The 23,277-nt window shown below is 46.1% G+C and carries 18 protein-coding genes and 1 tRNA gene; 10 read left to right on the plus strand and 9 right to left on the minus strand.

Annotated elements, in window-relative coordinates:
* The first annotated feature begins 57 nt into the window (after window positions 1-57).
* A complete protein-coding gene (locus L5L97_RS18545) occupies window positions 58-402 on the plus strand; it encodes a cytochrome c3 family protein (protein ID WP_105250378.1) in 345 nt (114 codons plus the stop codon).
* A gap of 124 nt (window positions 403-526) precedes the next feature.
* Here the strand turns inward: L5L97_RS18545 and L5L97_RS18550 are convergent, their stop codons facing one another.
* Window positions 527-1,504: a diguanylate cyclase domain-containing protein gene (locus tag L5L97_RS18550; RefSeq protein WP_263183372.1), complete on the minus strand. Its 978-nt coding sequence runs from the start codon at window positions 1,502-1,504 to the stop codon at window positions 527-529.
* A gap of 142 nt (window positions 1,505-1,646) precedes the next feature.
* Window positions 1,647-1,982, minus strand: a complete 336-nt coding sequence (locus tag L5L97_RS18555; RefSeq protein WP_011845636.1) for an FKBP-type peptidyl-prolyl cis-trans isomerase — start codon at window positions 1,980-1,982, stop codon at window positions 1,647-1,649.
* A gap of 234 nt (window positions 1,983-2,216) precedes the next feature.
* On the opposite strand from L5L97_RS18555, the gene trxC reads away from it, so the two are divergent.
* A complete protein-coding gene (gene trxC / locus L5L97_RS18560) occupies window positions 2,217-2,639 on the plus strand; it encodes a thioredoxin TrxC (protein WP_212599577.1) in 423 nt (140 codons plus the stop codon).
* 58 nt (window positions 2,640-2,697) lie between these two features.
* Complete coding sequence (locus L5L97_RS18565) at window positions 2,698-3,132, plus strand: hypothetical protein (protein WP_263183375.1); 435 nt, start codon at window positions 2,698-2,700, stop codon at window positions 3,130-3,132.
* 161 nt (window positions 3,133-3,293) lie between these two features.
* Here the strand turns inward: L5L97_RS18565 and L5L97_RS18570 are convergent, their stop codons facing one another.
* A complete protein-coding gene (locus L5L97_RS18570) occupies window positions 3,294-4,694 on the minus strand; it encodes a DASS family sodium-coupled anion symporter (protein ID WP_168827785.1) in 1,401 nt (466 codons plus the stop codon).
* Between the two features lie 609 nt (window positions 4,695-5,303).
* On the opposite strand from L5L97_RS18570, the gene L5L97_RS18575 reads away from it, so the two are divergent.
* Both L5L97_RS18575 and L5L97_RS18580 read left to right on the plus strand, forming a co-directional pair.
* Window positions 5,304-6,470 (plus strand): MFS transporter, encoded by a 1,167-nt coding sequence (locus L5L97_RS18575; protein WP_263183377.1) that lies wholly within the window; start codon window positions 5,304-5,306, stop codon window positions 6,468-6,470.
* A gap of 261 nt (window positions 6,471-6,731) precedes the next feature.
* Complete coding sequence (locus tag L5L97_RS18580; protein WP_263183379.1) at window positions 6,732-7,433, plus strand: pseudouridine synthase; 702 nt, start codon at window positions 6,732-6,734, stop codon at window positions 7,431-7,433.
* A gap of 163 nt (window positions 7,434-7,596) precedes the next feature.
* Here L5L97_RS18580 and L5L97_RS18585 read toward each other — a convergent pair whose 3' ends face one another.
* On the minus strand, window positions 7,597-9,093 hold the full coding sequence (locus L5L97_RS18585) for an SO_0444 family Cu/Zn efflux transporter (protein WP_263183383.1): 1,497 nt from the start codon (window positions 9,091-9,093) through the stop codon (window positions 7,597-7,599).
* Between the two features lie 2 nt (window positions 9,094-9,095).
* Window positions 9,096-9,593 carry a Zn(2+)-responsive transcriptional regulator gene (gene zntR, locus L5L97_RS18590; protein ID WP_263171890.1) on the minus strand — a complete coding sequence of 166 codons (498 nt, stop codon included), beginning with the start codon at window positions 9,591-9,593 and terminating at the stop codon, window positions 9,096-9,098.
* Between the two features lie 352 nt (window positions 9,594-9,945).
* On the opposite strand from zntR, the gene purH reads away from it, so the two are divergent.
* The 4 genes from purH to L5L97_RS18610 all read left to right on the plus strand — a co-directional run bounded on the left by purH (window position 9,946) and on the right by L5L97_RS18610 (window position 16,725).
* Window positions 9,946-11,544, plus strand: coding sequence for a bifunctional phosphoribosylaminoimidazolecarboxamide formyltransferase/IMP cyclohydrolase (gene purH / locus L5L97_RS18595; RefSeq protein ID WP_263183385.1), 1,599 nt, complete (start codon window positions 9,946-9,948; stop codon window positions 11,542-11,544).
* Between the two features lie 70 nt (window positions 11,545-11,614).
* Window positions 11,615-12,913, plus strand: coding sequence for a phosphoribosylamine--glycine ligase (gene purD / locus L5L97_RS18600; protein ID WP_263183388.1), 1,299 nt, complete (start codon window positions 11,615-11,617; stop codon window positions 12,911-12,913).
* A 177-nt stretch (window positions 12,914-13,090) separates the two neighbouring features.
* On the plus strand, window positions 13,091-16,327 hold the full coding sequence (locus tag L5L97_RS18605) for an ImpA family metalloprotease (protein ID WP_263183391.1): 3,237 nt from the start codon (window positions 13,091-13,093) through the stop codon (window positions 16,325-16,327).
* A gap of 170 nt (window positions 16,328-16,497) precedes the next feature.
* On the plus strand, window positions 16,498-16,725 hold the full coding sequence (locus tag L5L97_RS18610; protein ID WP_105250390.1) for a hypothetical protein: 228 nt from the start codon (window positions 16,498-16,500) through the stop codon (window positions 16,723-16,725).
* 18 nt (window positions 16,726-16,743) lie between these two features.
* Here L5L97_RS18610 and L5L97_RS18615 read toward each other — a convergent pair whose 3' ends face one another.
* The 3 genes from L5L97_RS18615 to hemE form a co-directional block, all read right to left on the minus strand.
* Window positions 16,744-17,547: an SDR family oxidoreductase gene (locus tag L5L97_RS18615; protein WP_113941707.1), complete on the minus strand. Its 804-nt coding sequence runs from the start codon at window positions 17,545-17,547 to the stop codon at window positions 16,744-16,746.
* 75 nt (window positions 17,548-17,622) lie between these two features.
* The gene (locus L5L97_RS18620; protein ID WP_263183393.1) at window positions 17,623-20,202 is read right to left on the minus strand and encodes a putative bifunctional diguanylate cyclase/phosphodiesterase; all 2,580 of its coding nucleotides are present in this window, start codon (window positions 20,200-20,202) and stop codon (window positions 17,623-17,625) included.
* Window positions 20,203-20,618: 416 nt separating this feature from the next.
* Window positions 20,619-21,683, minus strand: coding sequence for a uroporphyrinogen decarboxylase (gene hemE / locus L5L97_RS18625; RefSeq protein WP_006079904.1), 1,065 nt, complete (start codon window positions 21,681-21,683; stop codon window positions 20,619-20,621).
* 457 nt (window positions 21,684-22,140) lie between these two features.
* On the opposite strand from hemE, the gene rsd reads away from it, so the two are divergent.
* Complete coding sequence (gene rsd / locus L5L97_RS18630) at window positions 22,141-22,620, plus strand: sigma D regulator (protein WP_113941703.1); 480 nt, start codon at window positions 22,141-22,143, stop codon at window positions 22,618-22,620.
* 483 nt (window positions 22,621-23,103) lie between these two features.
* Here the strand turns inward: rsd and L5L97_RS18635 are convergent.
* Window positions 23,104-23,180, minus strand: a tRNA-Asp gene (locus tag L5L97_RS18635).
* Window positions 23,181-23,277: the final 97 nt, after the last annotated feature.

The following is a 23,277-nucleotide window of genomic DNA, read 5'->3' on the forward strand; positions in this document are numbered from 1 at the left end:
TCAATAATGGATGCCTCACATTTTGGCATCCTGTGAAATGAATAATGGGATCAAACAATGAAAAACTTAACAATTATATTGGCTATTATTTTGGGTATTTTCGCTGGCAGCGCGTTCGCTAAAGAGAGTACTTTACTCGATCAAACTCATATGGCGAAAGGGCTTAAATGTGCAAGCTGCCATGGTGCAGAAGAACGACAAGCCGTCCCTATGCTCAAGTGTGTACAATGCCACAACACTAAGAAATTAGCGGAAAAAACGGCGGATGTAAAACCAACCAATCCTCATAAAAATCGCCACTTCGACACAGAAACTGATTGCAGTAAGTGCCACCATGTACACAAAAAATCTGAAAACTATTGTGTCAGTTGCCATCAACCATTTAATTTTGTAACTCCATAAGCTGATGACACTAAGCTTAAAAAGCTAAAAACAAAAAACCACCATTAAAGGTGGTTTTTTGTTCGAATAAGGCACTGTAATCAAATCTAAATGAAGTATTACTAAGATCTGCAGGCTTGGATCATTATTCCGACGACTGATAAAAACAATATCCATGCTTTCCTTGGTGTTTCACGCGATACATGGCGGCATCCGCGCGATCACAACTCTCGGCAAAACTATCACCATAGCCAAATATATCAATACCGATACTCAGGCCTACCTCTACTTCACAACCTTCTAGCAGGAATTTATCTCGATAAACATCGAGCAATGATTGTGCGAGCACCCCTAAAGATTCACGATCAAATGACGGCAGTAATATCACAAACTCGTCACCCCCTAACCGTGCGATCTGCGCGAATTCACCTGCGTGAAATACCAAAGTATGCGCAACGTGCATCAACAGGCAGTCACCAAACTTATGGCCGTGACGGTCATTTAACGCTTTAAAACCATCAAGGTCGATAAAAAATAACGCACCGTGAATACCTGATTGCGAGGATTCATCGAATACTTTGGCAATAGCTTGGCGATTCATTAAGTTGGTGAGTGGATCACTGTGGGCTAAACGGGCTAAATCTATTTCGTAGCGCTTTTCTTGAGTAATATCAATATGGCTGCCCATCATTCGCAGTGGTGTTCCATCAGCTAAGCGCTCGACAATACGCCCACGATCGGACACCCAAGTTATGCTGCCATCTTTGTGTAGCATTCTGTGAACTGCTTGATAGTAATCGGCTTGACCATTCACATGATCTTCAAAGGCTTTTATCACCCATTCTTTATCTTCTGGGTGTAATTTACTTTTCCAGATATCAACATGGGCAGCAAACTCTTCAGGACTAAACCCGAGCATTTCGCCCCAGCGCATGTTAAATATGGTTAAATTTCCGCTTGGAATATGCTGTTCCCATAGACATAAACCATTACCATCGAGGGCCGCAAAGAGTTTTTCTTCGGCACGATAATTCAACGCTGCTAAATGAGCGTTTTCACTTTTTAGCTGAGCGATCTCAGCCTGAAGTTGCGCAATTAACTCTGCTGCAGTATCCGAAGCCACGACAAATCTCTTTCCTTTAAGTGGGAAAATTGAGTCCAGTGTAAATCACCCAATGCCGAAGAAACATAGCGAGGAGTGCAAAATGAGCCAGAATCATATTGGCTCAATTGAGCTTACACAGACTCTCGCAGTCCTGTCACGCTTAGTCGCGAGTCAGCACTTCGAGCAATTCGATCTCAAAGGTGAGATCAGAATTTGGTTTGATATGTGCCCCCACTTGACGCTCGCCATAGGCTAAGTGAGCTGGGACTAACAACTTACGTTTGCCACCCACTTTCATCCCCATAATACCTTGATCCCAGCCTTTAATGACTCGGCCAGTACCAATTACACATTGAAACGCCTGACCACGATCATAGGATGAATCGAATTGGGTACCATCCTGCAAAAATCCACGATATTGGGTGGTGATCAGTGCGCCTTTTACCGCTTCTTTTCCTTCGCCCACTTGCAGATCGATTACTTCTAATTCAGTCATATCTTCATTCTCTTTTCTTGTTCGCACTTAGGGCGTGATATTCAACTTTGCGCAGGATTTTATCACCGACGAGCGGGCTTGTCGGCGCAATCTAAACATTTCTGCAGCTCGGTTCACTTCTTTATCCTTAATAATAAGGTCATCATGGGCGATAACATCATCACTCGCTCTTTAAATTACTGTCGGTTAGCCCAATATATAAGTCATATAAACGTTTTATTTTGGAGCTTTGCCATGATTATTGCCTGCCCCCATTGCGATACGTTAAACCGCGTTCCCGATGAGCGTTTAAACCAACAACCCACTTGCGGTAAATGTAAGCTCAGTGTCTTTACGGCTGCGCCAATTGAACTCAATAGCGCAAACTTTGCCAACCATGCTAATAAATCAGAGCTTCCCCTTGTCGTTGACTTTTGGGCCAGCTGGTGTGGGCCCTGTAAAAGTTTTGCGCCAATATTTTCTGCAGCAGCTAAAACTTGGGAGCCTCAATTTCGCTTCGGTAAAATCAATACTGAAGAACAGCAAGCCCTCGCGGCTCAATTTAATATTCGATCTATTCCAACCTTAATGATTTTTAAACAAGGCCACATACTCACCCAGCAAGCCGGAGCTTTACCCTCCTCAGCGTTTAACCAATGGTTAAATGCCTATAAATAAGAGGATTGAGCTAAGATACAAACGCTCAGCCGAGCTAATTTTGTAAAGGTAACGAAAATTGAAAAAAGCAATGTTCTTACTGGGCGCAGTACTCTTGCTAGTGGTGACAGGATGGGGTTTACAACAACATCTCACAATTGATACTTGTCTCGACAAGGGAGGGACTTGGAACGATGAAACTCAGCAATGCATTCGTCCATTCGAACAAGGGATAGCCTTTACTCGCAGTGATCATAATTCTGCCGAGCCGCAGACAGCTTATGTTTATCTTTCAGAGAATTTACAGCAAGCAAAAGTGTTTTTTGCCATAACAGATAAGCATATTATTTTACAAGCCGTTACTGTCACTGAAGGCGATACCACTCCCGTATTATATAAAAATGACATTGAACAGATTGATATCATCAATGTAAAAGAAATCTTTTATCTACGTTATCAACATCAAGCAATTTATAGCGCAAATACTTTTAGTCGCAACTTAAGCTCAAATTAAGTGCAAAACATAAGCATAGAGTAAACTTCGAAACACTAAGCCCAAAAACTCGGTACGACTCAGCTAAAAACAAAATCAGTATCCGCCCTATGCTCTTCATAAGGCGAATACTATTCTAGCGGCAACGTTGAAACACAAAGTTGCCATGAACTATATCAGTGTTAAATATCCCAGAAGGTATGGGCGATAATACCCAAGACTATCATACTGATAAAGTTGATGATCATACCCACTCGCACCATTTCCGATTGCTTGATATGGCCAGAACCATAAACGATAGCATTGGGCGGTGTCGCCACCGGCAGCATAAAGGCGCAAGAAGCTGCAATACCAATCAGCACAGATAACATCACAGGCGATATGCCTAATGCCTCAGCAATCGCAGCAAATACAGGCACTAACAGTGCAGCGCTGGCGGTGTTACTGGCAAATTCAGTCAACATCACCACAAAAGCAATCACAGCAAAGACGAACAACGACATGTGGGTGCTACCGAAAATATCTGTCATCCAGTGAGCTAAAAATACGCTGGTGCCAGTCGTTTTTAGTACTGCGCTCAGTGTTAAACCGCCACCAAACAATATGAGTACGCCCCAATCTGTGGTCGATTCAATTTTCTTCCAGCCGACCAAACCTAAGCCCGAGAGTAAAACGACGGCACCTAAGGCAACTATGGTATCAAACTGAGTGATGCCACCTAATGCCTTGGCTAACGGCACACTGAAAATCCAGCAACATACGGTAGTCAGGAAGATAAGCAGAGTAAATTTCCCCTGAAATGTCAGCTTCTGAGCTTCAACATTCACATCGAATTTGGCAGAAAGATCAGGCTTAAAATACCAATACAAGGCAATCAACATCATAGGTAGCATGAGGATAACGGTTGGAATACCAAACTTCAGCCAATCACTAAAACTCAAGCCCACTTGGGCCGCAGCAATCGCATTCGGTGGGCTACCCACTAAAGTACCGATACCACCTATGTTGGCCGAATAGGCAATCCCGAGCAGAAGGAATACATAGGTGCTGTGGTATTTTTCGCGGTCGAGCTGCTGCAAAATCCCGAGTGCCAATGGCAACATCATCGCCGTGGTCGCGGTATTGCTGATCCACATCGATAGCAGCGCAGTTACTCCAAACAGCATCAAACAGGCGATACTGAGTTTGCCCTTAGAGGCTAACAGCAGCTTTTGCGCTATGAGGGTATCAATCTTTTGATGATGCAAGGCCGCAGCCAATACGAAACCACCAAAGAATAAGTAAATGATGGGATTGGCAAAGTTACTCATTGCCTCCTTGGTTTCAAACACCCCAAAGAATACAGCGAGTATAGGAACGAGAATCGCAGTAATACTGATGTGAATCGCTTCGGTCAGCCAAAGAATCGCTGCAAAGAACAAAATGGCCAGCCCAGTATTCACCCCTTGTTCGAAAGGTAAACCGTAATAAAGTGCAAATAACAGCACGATATCAGCCACTAGGATCAGCATTTTTTTCTTATCGAGCCCCTCGCTGACGGGAGCTTTATTGGGTGGAGCAGTACTTGAATCTGTTAAAGACATGGTTACAACCTTAATACCATTTTATTTTGACGCAAATTTAGGGCATAGATCACACTTGGCAAAGCGGTTTATTTTGTAATTTTATCACTTGGCAACAACATTTATTGCTGAGCTAGCACGCACAAACGGCCGATTAGCGACAATAATCACCAAATTCTGATCGACACCTTTGTTTTAAAATTTCAAACGGACAAAGATCGAACAAAACCTTGCCCACGTTGTAATTTAATTAATGTTTAAAACTGAGATATAGATCACGCCACACTTTTTACCAAGGTGATAATCAACTAATTAATCATACCTTCTGATCATTGGTAGGATTAGATATTATTCCCCCAATTTGGCACAAAATTGAATGTGTAGCGCTAAATCGAATCTAGATATCGTTGAATGTGCACTAAAACTGCGACGCAGTGAACAGCAAGCGACCAACACAAACGTATTGCAACAAGGCAACATAGAAAACCCAATATCTACATGAATCGTAAACACAAATATTATTCACCATCACAGTCAATCTAACTCACTTTACCCTGTCAGCGATCCAGCCTAAAGTCGCGACCGCAACCCCGCCCGCTGTATATTATTTGTCTGTTTTCGGAACCGCCCGTGGAAAAAATTGCCTTAACTCAGTCGGCTCAAAAGCCCAGCCTTTTCGTCCCCGTAGCAGGGTTAAGTTTGTTTGCTTTGGCATCAGGCTACTTGATGAGCTTAATCCCACTGTCGCTCACTTTTTTCGAACTCAGCACCTCACTTGCTCCATTACTGGCCAGTATTTTTTATTTAGGTTTATTACTGGGGGCGCCTTGTATTGCTCCTGTTGTTGCCCGTATCGGCCACAGTAAAGCCTTTATCCTTTTTTTGAATATCCTTCTTTGCAGCGTTGTCGCTATGATATTAATCCCCAAAAGTGGAGTCTGGTTAGCCTCTCGACTTATAGCGGGATTTGCGGTTGCAGGAGTTTTTGTGGTGGTTGAATCATGGCTATTAATGGCCGATACCCAAAAGCAACGCGCTAAGCGGCTTGGACTTTATATGACAGCGCTTTATGGAGGCACTGCCTTAGGACAATTAGCCATTGATTATTTAGGTACAAAGGGCAATCTACCTTACCTAGTGATCATGGGATTATTAGCCGCGGCAAGTTTACCCGCGCTACTGGTAAAACGCGGTCAACCTCAGGTAAGCGAACAACAATCAATGTCATTGTCTGCGCTAAAAAACCTAAGTCAGCCTGCCATTATGGGATGTTTAGTCTCTGGATTATTGCTTGGCCCTATCTATGGTTTACTTCCCATCTATGTGGCACTGGATATGGGGCTTGATCAGCAAACAGGACAATTTATGGCCCTCATCATAGTGGGTGGCATGCTGGTACAACCTTTAGTCAGTTATTTATCTCCTCGAGTTAACAAAAGTGGCTTGATAGTAAGCTTTTGCCTACTGGGTCTCGCAGCATTATTACTGCTCACTCAGCATTCAAATATGACGCTGATTATTGGATTTCTCTTGCTTGGCGCCAGCGCTTTTGCCCTTTACCCGATTGCAATCAGCTTAGCTTGTGACGACTTGCCTGCTAGCCAAATTGTTTCAGCGACTCAAGTGATGCTACTGAGCTATTCGGTGGGGTCAGTAATAGGCCCATTAGTTGCCAGCAGTTTTGGCCAAACGGAGTTCGGCTTACTCATTTATTTAGGAATATGCTGTATTCTGAGCAGTATTTACATTTTTGCTCAATTACTTATTAATACTAAGCCAAGTTTTTCCTCGCCTTAACAAGTCCCATAAAATACATTGCACTGCGACTCAATAAGCAGCCACTTAGTAAACGACATGCTCATCGAGTGGCTCAAATAGAAAACATCTGCGGTCAAATCAACACAAAACGAACAGCAAAATGCTCCACAAAGGTCATAACATTAAAAATCAGTACGCTTAGTTTTAACATTCAGACAGGGCAGTTGCTTATCCTCCCTAAGTCGCGATAATGCAGCTTACTTAAACACCTGTGCTGATTGTTTTTCCTGAGATTTCACTATGCGCCTCGATAAATTCCTCTGTAAAAGCACAGATCTTGATCGCAAAGCCGCAAGAGTCACCATTCTTAGCGGCTCAATGACAGTCAATGGCGCTATCGCGACAAACTGCGCGATGCAAGTACATGAAAATAATACTGTCAGCCTTAATGGAAAGCCGCTAGCGCCACGCCCATCTCGCTATATCATGTTGCACAAACCTGCTAATACCTTGTGCTCAAATGTGGATGGAGCCTACCCTTCGCTATTTCATCTGCTCGATATCGATCGCGCATTTGACCTGCACATCGTTGGCCGCCTAGATGCTGATACCACAGGCTTAGTGCTACTGACTGACGATGGCCGCTGGTCGTTTAATATTATCTCGCCTCAATATCAGTGCGAAAAAATCTATCGTGTTCAACTGCGAGATCCACTCGACAGCGAAGCGACTGCAGCCATAGCCGCAAAGTTTGCCGCAGGGCTAAATCTACAGGGCGAAACCGCCCTCACTCTGCCAGCAACACTGCAGCAAGTGGATGAAAAAACCGTGCTACTCACACTCACCGAAGGCAAGTTTCATCAAGTCAAAAGGATGTTTGCCGCCGTGGGCAATAAAGTGGTTGCCCTACACAGGGCGCAAATTGGCGCAGTGACCTTAGATATCGATGTAGGGAAATGGCGCAACTTAACCTTGGCGGAGATAAGCTCCTTCACATCCTAATTGATTAACAAGGCTGAAGCAGACAGGCTGCCTACGTTTATCGACGATAAAAAAGCAAACAAATACTGATAGGTTTGCAAATCAATCCCATAAAAAGTCCCAGTGTTAGCAACAACACTGGGATGTTTATGTTTTTGATACTGCTTAGCGGAATATGAATCGACTAAGAACAGCAATCGTTGCGGCGAACCCAGCTTCTTGGGATCTTCTCAAAAACCACTTTTGCCATGAGTAACGCCAGCAATATGCCAGAGGTTGCCACTAGCCATTGAGGTAACATTTGGTGCTCTTCACCAATTTGTGGCATCACCACAAAACCAAAGGTATTAACCAGATAATTGACCAACATACCGGCCACTAAGGCTACGCCAATCACACCGCCAAGATAGCCCCACAGCGCACGTTTACCTAGCTCTTTAGCCACTATGCCTAAAGTCGCGATATTGGTTGCCGGACCTGCCATCATAAACACGAGTACAGCACCCGGTGACACTCCCGCCAGTAATAATCCAGCGGCTATCGGTGTCGATGCGGTCGCGCAAATATACATAGGCACAGAAACGAGCACCATCACTAGCATAGCCAGAATGCCATCGCCCCATTTAGCCAAAAAGTCAGCCGGCACATAGGTTTGTACCAGAGCTGCGAAAAATAAGCCCACCAGCAGCCACAGCGTAGTATCACGCACTAAATCCGTTGCCGCATATTTAAGGCCAATTCCGATACGACTGAGTACCGATTGCGACTTAAACTCAGTCGCCATATCTTGAGTAGAGGCACAGCAGCTATCGCCTGCAGTGTTAGTACTCACCTGCTCAGCATCCTTAGCACTGCCACCACAGCAAGCGCCTTTTTTCACCACCACTATTTTTTCAGGCTCTGTGGTTTGACTGCCACAACATGACCCCACGCTTTCTACTTTAACAGCGTTAACCTTGACCACAGAACCCATAGTTTGAGCAGATCCCATGGTTTGACCGCCAACAGCCATAACACTTGAAGAACCCGCCATTAAGCTCGGCACCGCCATAGGCGTCATTTTGATCTTCGGCTTTGGCTCGGCTGCAGGTGCATCAACATTGTCATTACCACAGCAGGAAGACGTTACGGGCGTTATCGCAGGCGTAGTCGATGAGCAGCAGCTTTTAACCGCTTCGGCTTTTACCATCTCTGGCTGAGCCACTGATTTTGAGGCGCAGCAAGACGCCTCACCCTCTAATGGCTTATCTGATTGAGTATCTACCTTAACCACTGACTTACCATCGTCATCATCGCGACCAACGAGTAAGCCCGCCACTATCGCACTGGTAATGGCCGCAATCGGTCTAATGATTGCCATAAAGGGGCCAAGTAACACATAAGAAACCGCGATGGAATCGACGCCCGTTTCAGGGGTTGAGACTAAAAAGGAGGTGGTGGCCGCTTTAGAAGCACCCGAGCGACGCAGCCCTACGGCGGCGGGGATCACTCCGCAGGAACACAAAGGTAAAGGTGCGCCAAGCAGCGCCGCTTTCACTACGGTTTTAAAACCGTGACCACCTAGCTGCTTTTGCATCCACGCCATTGGCACGAATACTTTTAATAGCCCAGCTAAAATCAGGCCCAGTAATAACCAAGGCGCCGAGTCTAAAAACAGATCAATAAAATTCTTCAATAACATAATTAATTCCCTGACTCTTCATAAATGGCTTTGCCGTGATTATTCTGCGCTTGATACTGATTTACATTATGAGAGTGATGCTCAACGCGTACCCGCTCAGTGCTGGACTCCAACGCCTCTAAAATAGAGCAATGTTCGGCGCTACGTGGCCCACCACAACAGGCATCAGACAAGCTTTGTAAACTCGCTTGAAAATGATTCAGCTCAGCAATTTTTGCCTGTACTTGAGCCAATTTACAATCAACCATGCCTTTTACATCGGCACAGACTCGGTTAGATTTATCGAGTTCAATCGACAGCAATTCACTGATTTCATTGAGGGTAAAACCCACAGCTTTCGCCCGTAAAATAAAGCGTAATCGCGCAGCATCGGCCTCGGTATATACTCGATAGCCAGACTCAGTACGGCTCGAAGGCGCGAGTAGGCCGTGCTTCTCGTAGAATCTTAACGTGTCGGCTTTCACCTCACATAAATCCGCCAATTCACCAATACGATACATGTCTTCATCCTTTGCGAAATAACCCACAACTCAGGGATCATTTCCAGCATACAACTCAATAATGCAAGTATAAACCTTGGAGCCTACTCCAAGGTCAAGAGGTAATTTTAACTTTACTGAAAGCCAACACGGCAATGCCGCTTTGTTCTGATATGAATATTGTGAAATCACGCAGAAAAAACACCCGTAAATCGAGTTTTACGCTAGAATACGCGCGCTGTGACGAAGGGATAAAAAGTTAACTAATAAAGTAAAAATAGGACCAAGGGACTTTTGGAAAGCAGTGCAGCGTTAACGCTGTTCTGTTTTCCGAAAGATCCTTGAAACTAAAATAACTGGACCCTGTACCCAAATGACTGCTGCAAATAATGCCAGACCCATTCGTCGCGCGCTGTTAAGCGTTTCAGATAAAACCGGAATTCTCGAGTTCGCCAAAGCACTTCACACCCAAGGTGTAGAATTGTTATCAACTGGCGGCACCGCTCGCTTGTTAGCAGATAATGGCGTGCCTGTTATCGAAGTATCTGATTACACAGGACACCCTGAGATCATGGACGGTCGCGTTAAGACGCTGCACCCTAAAGTGCACGGCGGCATTTTAGCGCGCCGCGGTCTTGATGAAAGCGTGATGACCGATAACAATATCAATGCCATCGATCTGGTTGTGGTTAACCTTTATCCCTTCGCTGAAACTGTGGCTAAAGCCGGTTGTACCTTAGAAGACGCTATCGAAAATATCGATATTGGCGGCCCAACTATGGTGCGCGCGGCGGCAAAAAACCACAAAGACGTTACCATAGTCGTTAATGCCGCCGATTACTCACGCGTACTGGCAGAAATGACGGCTAACAATGGCAGCACGACCCATGCGACGCGTTTCGACTTAGCGATTGCGGCCTTTGAGCACACTGCGGGTTACGATGGCATGATCGCCAACTACTTCGGCACTATGGTTCCTGCACACAGCACGGACGAATGCTTTGCTGATTCTAAGTTCCCACGCACTTTCAACACCCAATTAGTGAAGAAACAAGACTTACGCTATGGCGAAAACAGCCATCAAGCAGCGGCTTTCTATGTTGACACTAAAATTGATGAAGCTTCTGTGGCTACCGCGATTCAGTTGCAAGGCAAAGCCTTGTCTTATAACAACATTGCCGATACCGATGCCGCCCTTGAGTGCGTAAAAGAATTCTTGGAACCCGCCTGTGTTATCGTTAAACACGCTAACCCCTGTGGTGTGGCCTTAGGTAAAGACTTACTCGATGCCTATAACCGCGCTTATCAAACTGACCCAACCTCAGCCTTCGGTGGCATTATCGCCTTCAACGGCGAATTAGATGCTGCGACGGCGAGTGCGATCGTTGAGCGTCAATTCGTTGAAGTGATTATCGCCCCAAGCGTTAGCCAAGCGGCGCGCGATGTGGTTGCCAAGAAGACCAACGTGCGTTTATTGGAATGTGGTCAGTGGAGCACTAAGACCCAAACCTTAGACTACAAACGTGTTAACGGCGGCTTACTAGTGCAAGATCGCGATCAAGGTATGGTCGGTTTAGAAGACATCAAAGTGGTTTCTAAACGTCAACCTACTGCAAGCGAACTGAAAGACTTAATGTTCTGCTGGAAAGTGGCGAAGTTCGTTAAATCTAACGCCATCGTTTATGCCAAAGACGGCATGACTATCGGTGTCGGCGCAGGCCAAATGAGCCGCGTTTACAGCGCGAAAATCGCTGGCATCAAGGCCGCCGATGAAGGCTTAGAAGTGGTGAACTCTGTAATGGCATCCGATGCTTTCTTCCCCTTCCGTGACGGTATCGATGCCGCAGCGGCTGCGGGCATTAGCTGCATCATCCAACCGGGTGGCTCAATGCGCGATGCTGAAATCATCGCAGCAGCAGACGAGCACGGCATGGCCATGGTGATGACAGGCATGCGCCACTTCCGTCATTGATAACAACTTAAATCAAACTTGGCCCTAGCGATTAGGGCCTTTTCCTTTGCGATGTGTGGGAGTTTTAACCATGAAAGTGTTAATCATTGGTGGCGGCGGCCGCGAACATGCCCTAGCTTGGAAAGCCGCTCAATCGGCTCAAGTTGATACCGTTTATGTAGCACCGGGCAATGCGGGCACAGCCCTAGAACCTAATGTTGAGAATCTGGCGATCAGCGCCACCGACATTCCTGCCCTGCTGGATTTTGCCAAAACCAATAAGATTGAACTGACCATAGTCGGCCCTGAAGCGCCGCTCGTGATCGGTGTCGTCGATGCCTTCAACGCCGCAGGTTTAGCGATTTTTGGCCCAACTAAGGCCGCAGCTCAGCTCGAAGGTTCAAAAGCCTTCACTAAAGACTTTTTAGCCCGCCACAATATTCCAACGGCGGGTTACAAAAACTGTACCGAGATCAGCGATGCCAAAGCCTACGTAGGTGAACTGACAGCAACCACTGGCTATCCAGTGGTGATCAAGGCCGATGGTTTAGCCGCAGGCAAAGGCGTGATCATCGCCCAAGACCAAGCCGAAGCCGATGCCGCCATTGATGACATGCTCGCCGGCAACAAATTTGGCGAAGCGGGTTCTCGTGTAGTGATCGAAGAATTCCTCAAGGGCGAAGAAGCCAGCTTTATCGTGATGGTCGATGGTAAAAACATTCTGCCAATGGCCACCAGCCAAGATCATAAAGCCCGTGATAACGGCGATTACGGCCCAAATACTGGCGGCATGGGCGCTTACTCGCCAGCACCTGTGGTGACTCAAGCGGTACACGATTGGACTGTGGCAAACGTCATTCGCCCAACCGTGGATGGTATGGCGGCAGAAGGCAATATCTATACAGGCTTCCTCTATGCAGGTCTAATGATTGCCCCCGATGGCAGTGCCAAAGTGCTCGAGTACAACTGCCGCTTTGGCGATCCAGAAACCCAGCCGATTATGATGCGGTTAAAGTCTGACTTAGTGGAACTTTGTTTAGCCGCCACCCGTGGCGAACTCGATAAAGTGACCGCCGAATACGACGAGCGCGCAGCCGTGGGCGTGGTATTGGCTGCTGGCGGTTACCCAGATGAGTATCGCAAATTTGATGTCATCGACGGTCTCAGCCTTGGCGATAACGACGGCAAAGTTTTCCATGCGGGCACTGAGATGAAAAACGGCCACGTCGTTACCAACGGCGGTCGCGTATTGTGTGCGACGGCACTGGGTAACACAGTCACCGAAGCGCAAAAAGCCGCCTATAAATTGGTTGATGAAATTCACTGGGATGATGTGTATTTCCGTACCGATATTGGTTATCGCGCAATCGCACGTGAACAGCAAGATTAATTAATATCTCTATTAAAAAACCGGCAAGAAGCCGGTTTTTTTGTGCCTGTTTTTTGACAAGCGTCAAATATAACATCATGATTTTCAATAAAATTATATAATTAATTCTATTGAAAACAGGAGCAACAAGATACAATGTCAACCAAATGTTAAATACACCAAGTTCAAGGACTCCCCATGAGGATTAGACTACTTTATGCCTCCATTGCCATACTGCTTAGCGGATGCGGTGGCGGCTCAGAAGATGCTGGCACGACAACACCACCCACTCAGCCGCCAGTCCAACCTCCCGCGCTGGTACAATACACCGCCAACAGCCTATCGGTAATAGGTGGCGCACTGAGTCCAAGCAGCCAAAAAGTGGAGTCTGGCAAAAGCGCTATTTTTAGCGTTACTGCCGATACCGGCTTTACGCTTGAGGGCATTACTGGCTGTGGTGGCACGCTCAATGTGCTGACTTACACCACTGCGGCCATGACGGCCGATTGCACTATCACGCCGACATTTATCAGTAATGCCGAAAATGCCATTAAACACCAAGACCACAGGCTTGCCAGTGCGAGTGAGTTAATTGATTTCAGCATCGCCGAACTCGCTAATATCGACATCAAACGTAAAGCCCAGATAAATCAGCTATATCAAGGTGTCGGTAGCAGCATCTCTTGGCATCCAACCCATGACTCAATTACCTTTTCGAGCTTTATGCCGGAGAACACTTTTACTGTCTTACCATCAAATGTCGATGGCAGTGGGGCAAGCGCCGTTCGTGGGTTAGTGATGGCGGGCGAGCAACAGGGGCAAAGATATGCGGCCATGGGAGGAAATCTATTTTCTGTCAACACTTCGGCGCAAACCGATACTTTATTGAAAAACCTTTTAGGCTGGCTGACCAAAGGCGCCGATAAAACCGACGGCCTCAGCATAGTGACCGCCCAAATGCCGAGCAAGGCTGACAGTTGGTACTTTCCCCATAATGAAGGGATCCGCACTTGGCTCACAAACAACTACCCCGCAGCCCATAGCATTAATACAGCAAATACCTGTGACTACAGCGAGTTAAGCAACTGTATCAACACACTGAAACCGGATCTGATTATCATTAGTGACATAGACCGTCAGTCACTCGGTTTTGCAGGCATAAAAGCCGCGATCGCTAACGCCAAAGCGGCAGGAATTCCCTTGTTGCTCTCTAACTACTGGCGTAATGAAAGCCCAATACTGTCGCCACTTTACCTTGAGATGGGGCTTTCTACCTCTGGCAATTACTGGTCAAAACTCAATGCCAATAACCTCAGTGTGACCGATATTTTGGTCGAAGACACCGCCCTGGCCAAAGTGAATAATTTGCTCGGTAAGCTTAACGAAGGCCGCTTCGACACCTCAGTACTCAACGACTGTGGCGGTAATTACTTGAGTTGTAATACTGCCGCCTTTGTTGACTCATTCAAGGCGGGTGCCGATTGGTATCGAGCCAATGCTGAAACCTTAGATAACCATGCTATCGATGTGTTTACCAAAGCAGACTTCCCCTTGATGAAGGCCGGACTGCTGCTCGCCGATAAGTATCGCAGCGAGATTGACTACCCCATAGCCTACAGCGAATACGCCCAGTGGCAGCAGGCCCTATTTGCCGATTGGACCGTCAGCTATGCCCGTAGCCATAACTTAGCCCAGCCAGATTTAGGTGAATATGTTACCGACAGAGCCAACCTCAGCAAGGGCAGCAATGCGCACTACGCTTATCCTGCGACTGTCACAGAACGTAAAACTATTAGCGTGCCCTATGCAGGCCAATGGACGACCACGGGCTGGTATGCACTGCCAGGACAAACCATTAAGCTGACTCGTCTCGATAGCAGCGCTGCGAATGTGGAGATCAAACTCAACTACCACAGACGCAATACTAACCGTGCCTATGAGCAGAAAATCTACCGCGGCCCATTGGAGTTGGCGCAGCAACGCCTGCGCTTAGCTCAAGGACAAAGTCTTGAATTTTCTTCCCCCTACGGCGGGCCGATTTATCTGTATATCAGTAGTGATACTTCGAGTACTGATGGCGGCGCGTTAAGTGTCGAAGTCAACGCTGAGCATGTGGCTAAACATCCGACCATTATGGATTTTTCAAACCCTGCAGAAATAGCAGCCTTTAACGATCGCATCCAAAATACCGAATTACCCCATGTGGACTTGCGTACCGATGGTGCCGAGCAGCATCTGCGTCGCGAACGCTTTTTAAACGCCATCGGCGGGGATGTACCCGATGTAAACGCGCTACTCAAAAGTATTGTCGATGACCATATCAACAGCGTTTACACCCTTGCGGGACTTAAGATCCAAGGCAAGAGCTTAAGTGAATCCTTACCCGCCGATGTGCTAGCGGCTTGCAAAGGACTGTTTGGCGACGACTGTATCGATAATAGTCTGCATACCCGCACTATCATTCAACACGCGAATTATGACCAAAATGCCCAGTGCGGTGGAGGTTGTAGCGGTAATCCTTGGGACGCAGCATGGAATATCGACCCAACGGGTTGGGGTGATAACCATGAGTTAGGCCACAATCTGCAAACTAACCGTCTCAATGTGCAATATGCTGCGGCAAGTGATAATGAAAACTGGGCAGGTTATGGCAGCCGCGCAGGGGAAAACTCCAACAATATCTTCCCCTATGTGGTGAAGTGGAAAACCCATTATCTGCGCGACAGCAATACAGGCACAGTGACCGATGGTCACATGAACCACAAGGATCTCTTTTATGTGTTTATGTCCGATGCCGCAGGTACAACAGACACCAGTGGTAAACGCGTAGTGTTTGGCGCCAATTGTAAGGTGCTCGATGCTGGTGAAGACAGATACACTGCGCCTTGGGCCAGCAATGCTTATGCAGTGCATAACGGTTATCGCATGGCGTTTTACATCCAAATGGCGCTTAAGGCTCACGGCATGACGCTCAGTGACGGCACCACTCTCAACAATGGCTTTAATCTCTTTACCTTGCTGTATCAACACAGTCGTATTTTCGGTAAATATGCGAATAACGCCAGTGATTGGGAAGCGAATCGTAGCAAACTGGGCTTTAGCCAATTTTCGTTTGAAGGCAATAGTGTCTACGGTGGCAAAACGGTGAAAGATATTCCGGGCAACGACTTTATGCTAGTGTCTTTGAGTAAACTCACAGGCAAAGATTGGCGCAGCCATTTCGATATGTTAGGCCTGCACTACTCAAGCCTTGCGGCCGCACAAACAGCCGCCAATGCCACATCAGGGGCTATCCCCATGGGCATGTATGAGTTAGAAACCGACTTGCCACCCGCCAATATGAGCCAAGGTTTAACCTTTGTGCCCCTGTCACTCACTGATGGCACTACACAGTGGAAAGGCGTGGGTTCGCCAACCCAGTGCACCAAACCATAAGTGTGCTAAACCTTAATCTCGCTAAGATACTAACGCTATTCATAAACCTCGCTCTGGCGGGGTTTATGTTTACCTGAAAATGTGATGTAAAGCACACACCTAGGTTAAGATGACGTGCACCATTTAGCTTCTTATATTTTTAACAATCATGAAATTAATGGGGTAAATATATGGGTTATTCGATAAAAGATCTTATTTATCAAGGTGAAAAATCAGGCGTACATAACTGGCAAACCCTAGAAGGAGCCAGCTTTTACTGGCATCCAGATTGGTTTCATATTGCAGAGGATATGACGGGCCATAACGCGACTGTGACTATCGATATCGATGGGGACAAAGCGACCCAAAGTGAGGCAGAACAATCCATCATTAAGCACCTCAATAAGAGTGGCAAATAGCTTGTAGTGGCAAAGACTTTAGTGCCCGGAGGCGATCGCCCTGCGGGCAATTTTGTCGATTAAGCCTGGTGCGATCAGCTTAAGCCAACGCCCCAAACGACCGCGAAGTGAAGTAATCAGTTGACGGCCTCGAGTTGCAATCACTGGCAACATCATATTAGCGCATTGCTCAGCCGTCAGTATCTTAGCTTCTTGCATCGGTGACTTGCCTAAAGGATTACCTGCACCATCAAGGGCGCGTTTGTGAATTTGTGACACCACAAAATCGGGGCAAATGACAGTTACGGCCACATTGTCATCCACTAATTCAATCCGCAAAGAATCGAAAAAACCAATCACAGCATGTTTAGAAGCGGCATAACCGCTACGAGTAGGAACGCCCGTTAATCCAGCGACTGACGCCACAACCACCACTTGGCCTTTACTGGCTTTCAAGTGCGGTAACGCGGCATGGGTTAAATACGCAGGACCAAGATAATTCACCCGCATAATGTCTTCAAGCACCGAGAGCTGAGTCAGTTCATCAAAACGTGACCACATAGTCATGCCAGCATTGTTAATCAAAATATCGAGATGGCCATAATGCGCAACTGCAGCTTCAACTAAGGCTTCACACTGTTCAGGACTGGAGACATCGGCTGCAAACACAAAAGGAGGCGGACCATAATTAGCGATTTCTAAAGCGAGTGAGGCGAGACGTGTTTCATTACGCGCACTGAGCACCAGTTGGCAGCCCATTCGCGCCATTGCCACGGCGAGCGCCCGACCAATACCTTCTGAGGCACCCGTGATGATCACGACCTTGCCAGTGAGTCCATCCATAGTCATTCCTTTGTTATCGCCATGTTAATTACGCCTTTTGCTAAATTGGCATAATCACGCTAAAAGCGCAATCCTTCACGCGCGTTGTGCAAGCCTCATCTCATATTGCTCACGATAATTAGCTAAGGGTTGCGGGCGCCCTATCGCATAACCTTGCGCATAGTTAATGCCTATGCTCAACAATCTGTCAATAATATCCTGATTCTCAACAAATTCAGCAACAGTCTCGATTCCCATAACCCGACAAACATCCTGAATCGATTTAACGATGGCGTAGTCTTTAGCATTCACGGCGAGATTCTTAATAAAACAGCCGTCGATTTTGACATAATCCACGGGCAGCTCACGCAGATAGCCATAAGAGGCAAAACCACTGCCAAAATCATCCAGTGCAAATGAAAAACCGAGTTTACGTAACTGCTTCAACATTTCCATACCACGATTGCGATTTTGGATCGCGGTGGTTTCAGTAATTTCAAAACAAATACATTGGCTTGGAATATCAAAAATGTGTTGCTGCTGGGCGATATATTCCACCATACCTTCGGCGCCTAAACTATTGCCCGAAAGGTTGATCGAAATACAATGATCAGGCCAAAGCACGGGGTTCAAAGACAACCATAAAAAAGCTTTGCGGATGACTTCTTTATCGATATCAGGCATCAACTTAAAACGTTCTGCGGCGGCTATAAACTGCGCAGGCGCCAAAATGCGGCCACAGGGCTCTTGAATTCGTAACAGAATTTCCATTCGTTGTCGCTGCGGACCACTGCCTAGTCCGCGGATCGGTTGGTAATACAGGATCAACTCGTTTTCTTCAATCGCTTGCGCGATACGCACCGCCCACTTAGGCGCATTTCTTTGGTAGGTGAGTTCTTTATCTTTATCATCGTAAAAATGAATTTGATTGGCGCCCTTAGCTTTAGCGGCAATGCAGGCGATATCAGCGTCTTTTAATAACTCTTGTGCATCGATATAGGGGGCTCGGCCAAAAGCAACACCTATGCTGAGGCCAACTTTATAATTACAGTTTTTATCGTTCAACACTTGCATGGAGACTTGTGCGATCATTTGCTTCAGTAATTGCGCCACAGATAAGGCACTACGATTACAAATCACTAAACCAAACTCATCGCCACCAAGGCGCGCCAATAGCTCCTGTGGCCCAAGACAAGCCTGCATTGCCTTGGCCACCATAGCAAGCATACGATCGCCTGCAGTATGGCCACAACTGTCGTTAATCAACTTGAATTGCTCCAAATCGAGATAACAAACGGCGATAGTTTTGGCTGAAGCGGCAAATTGGGGTAACTGCTCATCAAATGCCTGACGGTTTAGCAGCCCTGTAATGCTATCGAAATTTGCCCTTTTTTGTAGCTGGTGTTTAAGCAACTCTTCTTGAGTGATATCCCGCAATACCACGACAGTACCAACAATTTCTTTATCGTGATTACGCAAATTGCTGATACTGCGCTCCATAATCCGAGGCGAAGCAGTTAATAGCTTGATTTTCTCGACCTGCGGCGCTGATTCTTCGAGACGAATGCAGGTAAAAACCGCCTGATTCAACTGCTCCCCAGCCTTTAACAGACTCGCAAGGCTTTGACCTATGGCATAGCAACTAGCAACATCGAGAAGCAACTCGGCCCGTGGATTCATATAAATCACGTTGGCATCGACATCGGTCAAAATCACCGCTTCAGCAATGGATTCTAAGGTGATTTTCGCGCGTTCTTTTTGCTGATAAATTCTGGCCAGCAAGCTATTAACACGGCTGGCGAGCACTTCTAATTCTTCATTACCCTCGCTTGTAACGGGTTGATAGACACTGGACATAGGATCGACCAGCGCCAATTGATGCATCAGATTTTTAAAGGGTTTGAGTAAGCCCGAACGCAGCCAAATATAACCAAGACCAACAATAAACACACCAAAGAGAATAAATCCAAGCGATACCCAATCGAGTTGAAATTTAACCTCCCTAAAGGGACCATCGGAAAACAGTACTTGCAGGTAGACAGGCTTATCTTTTAACAGGCTTGGAATGTTAATCGCGTCACTGTGCACACCATCAACTGTTGGTGTAACTTCACGAGAATGGCTCATGCTCACCTTAGTAACCAATAAGGCCTGAGCATATTCCAGTAAGTCTTTATCAGTCAGTTGGCGTACCAGCAGCACAGATTCATTGGACGCAGAAGCCACGGAAGTAACGACATAAGCATACTGGCCCATCAAATAAGCGCCAGCAACACTGGGCTTATCGGCACTGACAATAGCACTGGCGATTTCTCGTAACTTATCATTCTCAAAGGGACGTTCATTGGGGAAAAAAGGGTGCAATTCACCCTGCCGTAGAATATACCAACTCAGATTGGCTGACATTGAGCTATCGCGCCACGAGGATTCAAGCTTTTTAAGTTGGTCTTCATCTAATTGAGACAAAGGTAAGGCATAGATATTAGTGAGAAAGGTTAAGCGATCGACATCAATTTGAAACTGCTGCTGGATATTGGCAAGCTCACGGTTAGCACTATCTTGACGTAATAGCTCGACGCGATGGTCGTACCAATAACCAAGACAATAGGAGACAATTACCACCGCAGGGAGACAAAAGCCCGCAATAAATACCATTATTTTCTTGCCAATGTGCATCTCTTACCACGGCTTATTATGACTAAATTGATTGACGGCCTTGCATAATCCTTCACTGCGCCATGCAACATATCTCATTTGCGAATAGTATTAAACATCACTTCGCTTTAGTCGTTGCTAAAGTAGACATTTTCATGCAATTAAATCCATTTCATACCTTTGATTTAAAAATAAAATTTATAAATTAAACAATTCTGAATTTTACTTTTTATCAAGATAATTCACACATAATCAGTATGTGAATATAGGGTATTTAAGTCGTTATTTAAAAGTAAGACTCATTAAGCTCGCAGACGATAGAAACCACCGCATACGCTAATCCATAAAGATACCTTCGCCAGAAGCTCCAACGCTATCAAATTCAAATGTCGGATATAAAACAGGCCCGCAAGCGGGCCTGTTTCGCAAACCCAAAATTATTTATGGTATTGCTTTGATTGCGCATGAACCGCCTTGATAAAGGCGCCAGCATGTTCTGGATCGACATGCTGATGAATACCATGGCCTAGGTTAAATACATGGCCAGTACCTTCACCATAACCCGCTAAAATATGGCCCACTTCCTCTTCGATACGTGGAATTGGCGCATACAACATAGATGGGTCCATGTTGCCTTGCAATGCCACTTTATGGCCTACACGACGACGGGCATCGGCAATGTCTACCGTCCAATCCAAACCTAGTGCATCACAGCCAGTTTCTGCCATCGCTTCTAGCCACAAACCACCGCCTTTAGTAAACAGCGTCACTGGCACTTTACGGCCATCGGCAAAGCGTGTCAGACCATCAATAATCTTCTGCATATAACGCAAAGAAAACTCACGGTAAGCAGAGTGCGATAACGCACCGCCCCATGAGTCAAATATCATCAAAGATTGCGCACCGTTAGCAACTTGAGCATTCAGGTATAGGATCACTGAATCGGCTAATTTATCTAACAGCATGTGTAATGCCATTGGCTCAGCGTAAGCCATCTTCTTAATTTTTTCGAAGGTTTTGCTCGAACCACCTTCAACCATGTAAGTCGCTAAGGTCCAAGGTGAACCAGAAAAGCCAATTAACGGCACTGCGCCATTCAGTTCACGGCGAATAGTGCTAACGGCTTTCATCACATAACCCAGCTCATCTTCTGGATCTGGAATTGAGAGCTTTTTGATCGCATCGATAGTGTCTGTTGGGCGCTCGAAACGTGGGCCTTCACCCGCCTCAAAATACAAACCTAAACCCATAGCATCGGGCACAGTTAGGATATCGGAAAACAAAATCGCCGCATCAAGATCATAACGACGTAAAGGTTGCAGCGTGACTTCACAGGCAAGCTCATGATTTTTACACAAAGACATGAAGTCACCCGCTTGAGCGCGAGTGGCTTTATATTCAGGAAGATAACGGCCAGCTTGACGCATCATCCACACAGGGGTCACATCGACAGGCTCTTTTAGTAGGGCGCGTAAATAACGATCATTCTTTAATTCTGCCATTGGGCTTGGTTCCTAGTCTTATTGAGATCCGCTGGGTCGGTAGTTTAGCATTTACGCGAATAATGTAACCTTTATGTGCAAATTTATGTGAGCTATTCCCCATCATTGGCGTCGATTTGACCGCATAAACCGGAAAATGTTAGCCAGCTAACATACTGCTTATTTATTCGTAACGAAGTCACACTCAGACAGAAAAAAGTTGCGCCGGTTCCCCGCCTTTGGTATAAAAAGTCTGCGCTAGCAAGAACAATCAAGAAGCTCGTCGCATCGAGCCTGCTATAAACTTTACTCGCCCAACGATAGGTTTCTATCGTTGGGCTTTTTATTTGCATTTTTCGATACGAAACAGCTGGTTTGTCCATTTCGTCATTCTCGCAAATTCGCATGAAAAGAGTTGATCGATTAGCAACTTGTCCCTACATTAGAGTTATGTGCTGGCACTTAAATGGAATGCATCATGCTGAGAGAACTCGAAAAAGCAGAACAGAAGTGGGGCGGTTCAAATAAGCTTATTGATCAATGGCTAAAAAACCGTCGAAAACTGTTAGTGCATTACTGCCAAATTGCTGGGCTTCCTCCTTATAGTAAATCAGAAAAATCGCTTCCCTCGTTCGAACATGTTAAATCTTTCTGTGACTTATTAGTTGACTATGTCTCCGAAGGACATTTCGAGGTCTATGATAAAGTCGTTAATGCCTGCAGTGAATATGGCGAATCAAGCAAAACGCTCGCGCAACAAGTATTGCCCAAAATCACGCCAACCACGAATGCAGCATTAGATTTCAACGATAAATATGCGGAAACACAAGACGATTTCGTATTATATCAACTCGATAAAGACCTATCTGAGCTCGCCCATAACATGGAAACACGCTTCGAACTCGAAGATGAACTACTTGAAGTTCTCCATCGCAAACATTCTGAGCACAACCAGTAGTCCTCCTTCATAAGCGCACCTTGCGGCATCTGTGCGCTTATCTACCCTTTTTGAAAATGAAGTAGCATGGCTTTGGGCTACAACAGGAACACGTCCTAGTGCCATTAGACAGCAACCGTTTGAATCAAATTGAATCCGATAGAGCAGACGTAGTCATGGCCAAGGCAGCACACATTGGCAAATCGTTGTTTCAATAGGTATGGCGGATATTGTTATGTAATGCTCGATAGCCTGAATGCATTGAGGAGCTACAGAGGATGACCAGTTGGGCTTTCGGGAATGGATAAATTTTGCTAATTAATAGAATAGGTTTAGCTTTAAAACAAAAAATTCATATTCTGGTAAGGATGTCATCTACATGATGGCCGAGTATGAGGATAACCATGTACTTCGAGCACGAAGCATCAACGTCACTGACACGAATTATCCGCGACACCATAACGAAAAAAGCCTCATCTTTCGATGAGGCTTATCTCTTAATGTTGGCGGAGCGGACGGGACTCGAACCCGCGACCCCCGGCGTGACAGGCCGGTATTCTAACCAACTGAACTACCGCTCCTTTAGCTTAACGTCTACACGTTAACCTAAATTAGGCGCTTGGCGATGACCTACTCTCACATGGGGAGACCCCACACTACCATCGGCGCGTTTGCGTT

The sequence above is a fragment of the Shewanella sp. SM71 genome, from assembly GCF_025653905.1.
Lineage (GTDB): Bacteria > Pseudomonadota > Gammaproteobacteria > Enterobacterales > Shewanellaceae > Shewanella > Shewanella oncorhynchi.

Excerpts from the sequence above, each read along its gene's own strand:
- L5L97_RS18610 (WP_105250390.1), top strand. The coding sequence starts at position 16,498 with ATGGGTTATTCGATAAAAGATCTTATTTATCAAGGTGAAAAATCAGGC.
- zntR (WP_263171890.1), bottom strand. The coding sequence starts at position 9,593 with ATGTATCGTATTGGTGAATTGGCGGATTTATGTGAGGTGAAAGCCGAC.
- L5L97_RS18545 (WP_105250378.1), top strand. The coding sequence starts at position 58 with ATGAAAAACTTAACAATTATATTGGCTATTATTTTGGGTATTTTCGCT.
- L5L97_RS18580 (WP_263183379.1), top strand. The coding sequence starts at position 6,732 with ATGCGCCTCGATAAATTCCTCTGTAAAAGCACAGATCTTGATCGCAAA.
- rsd (WP_113941703.1), top strand. The coding sequence starts at position 22,141 with ATGCTGAGAGAACTCGAAAAAGCAGAACAGAAGTGGGGCGGTTCAAAT.
- L5L97_RS18620 (WP_263183393.1), bottom strand. The coding sequence starts at position 20,202 with ATGCACATTGGCAAGAAAATAATGGTATTTATTGCGGGCTTTTGTCTC.
- purD (WP_263183388.1), top strand. The coding sequence starts at position 11,615 with ATGAAAGTGTTAATCATTGGTGGCGGCGGCCGCGAACATGCCCTAGCT.
- hemE (WP_006079904.1), bottom strand. The coding sequence starts at position 21,683 with ATGGCAGAATTAAAGAATGATCGTTATTTACGCGCCCTACTAAAAGAG.
- L5L97_RS18615 (WP_113941707.1), bottom strand. The coding sequence starts at position 17,547 with ATGGATGGACTCACTGGCAAGGTCGTGATCATCACGGGTGCCTCAGAA.
- purH (WP_263183385.1), top strand. The coding sequence starts at position 9,946 with ATGACTGCTGCAAATAATGCCAGACCCATTCGTCGCGCGCTGTTAAGC.
- L5L97_RS18570 (WP_168827785.1), bottom strand. The coding sequence starts at position 4,694 with ATGTCTTTAACAGATTCAAGTACTGCTCCACCCAATAAAGCTCCCGTC.
- L5L97_RS18605 (WP_263183391.1), top strand. The coding sequence starts at position 13,091 with ATGAGGATTAGACTACTTTATGCCTCCATTGCCATACTGCTTAGCGGA.
- L5L97_RS18555 (WP_011845636.1), bottom strand. The coding sequence starts at position 1,982 with ATGACTGAATTAGAAGTAATCGATCTGCAAGTGGGCGAAGGAAAAGAA.
- trxC (WP_212599577.1), top strand. The coding sequence starts at position 2,217 with ATGATTATTGCCTGCCCCCATTGCGATACGTTAAACCGCGTTCCCGAT.
- L5L97_RS18585 (WP_263183383.1), bottom strand. The coding sequence starts at position 9,093 with ATGTTATTGAAGAATTTTATTGATCTGTTTTTAGACTCGGCGCCTTGG.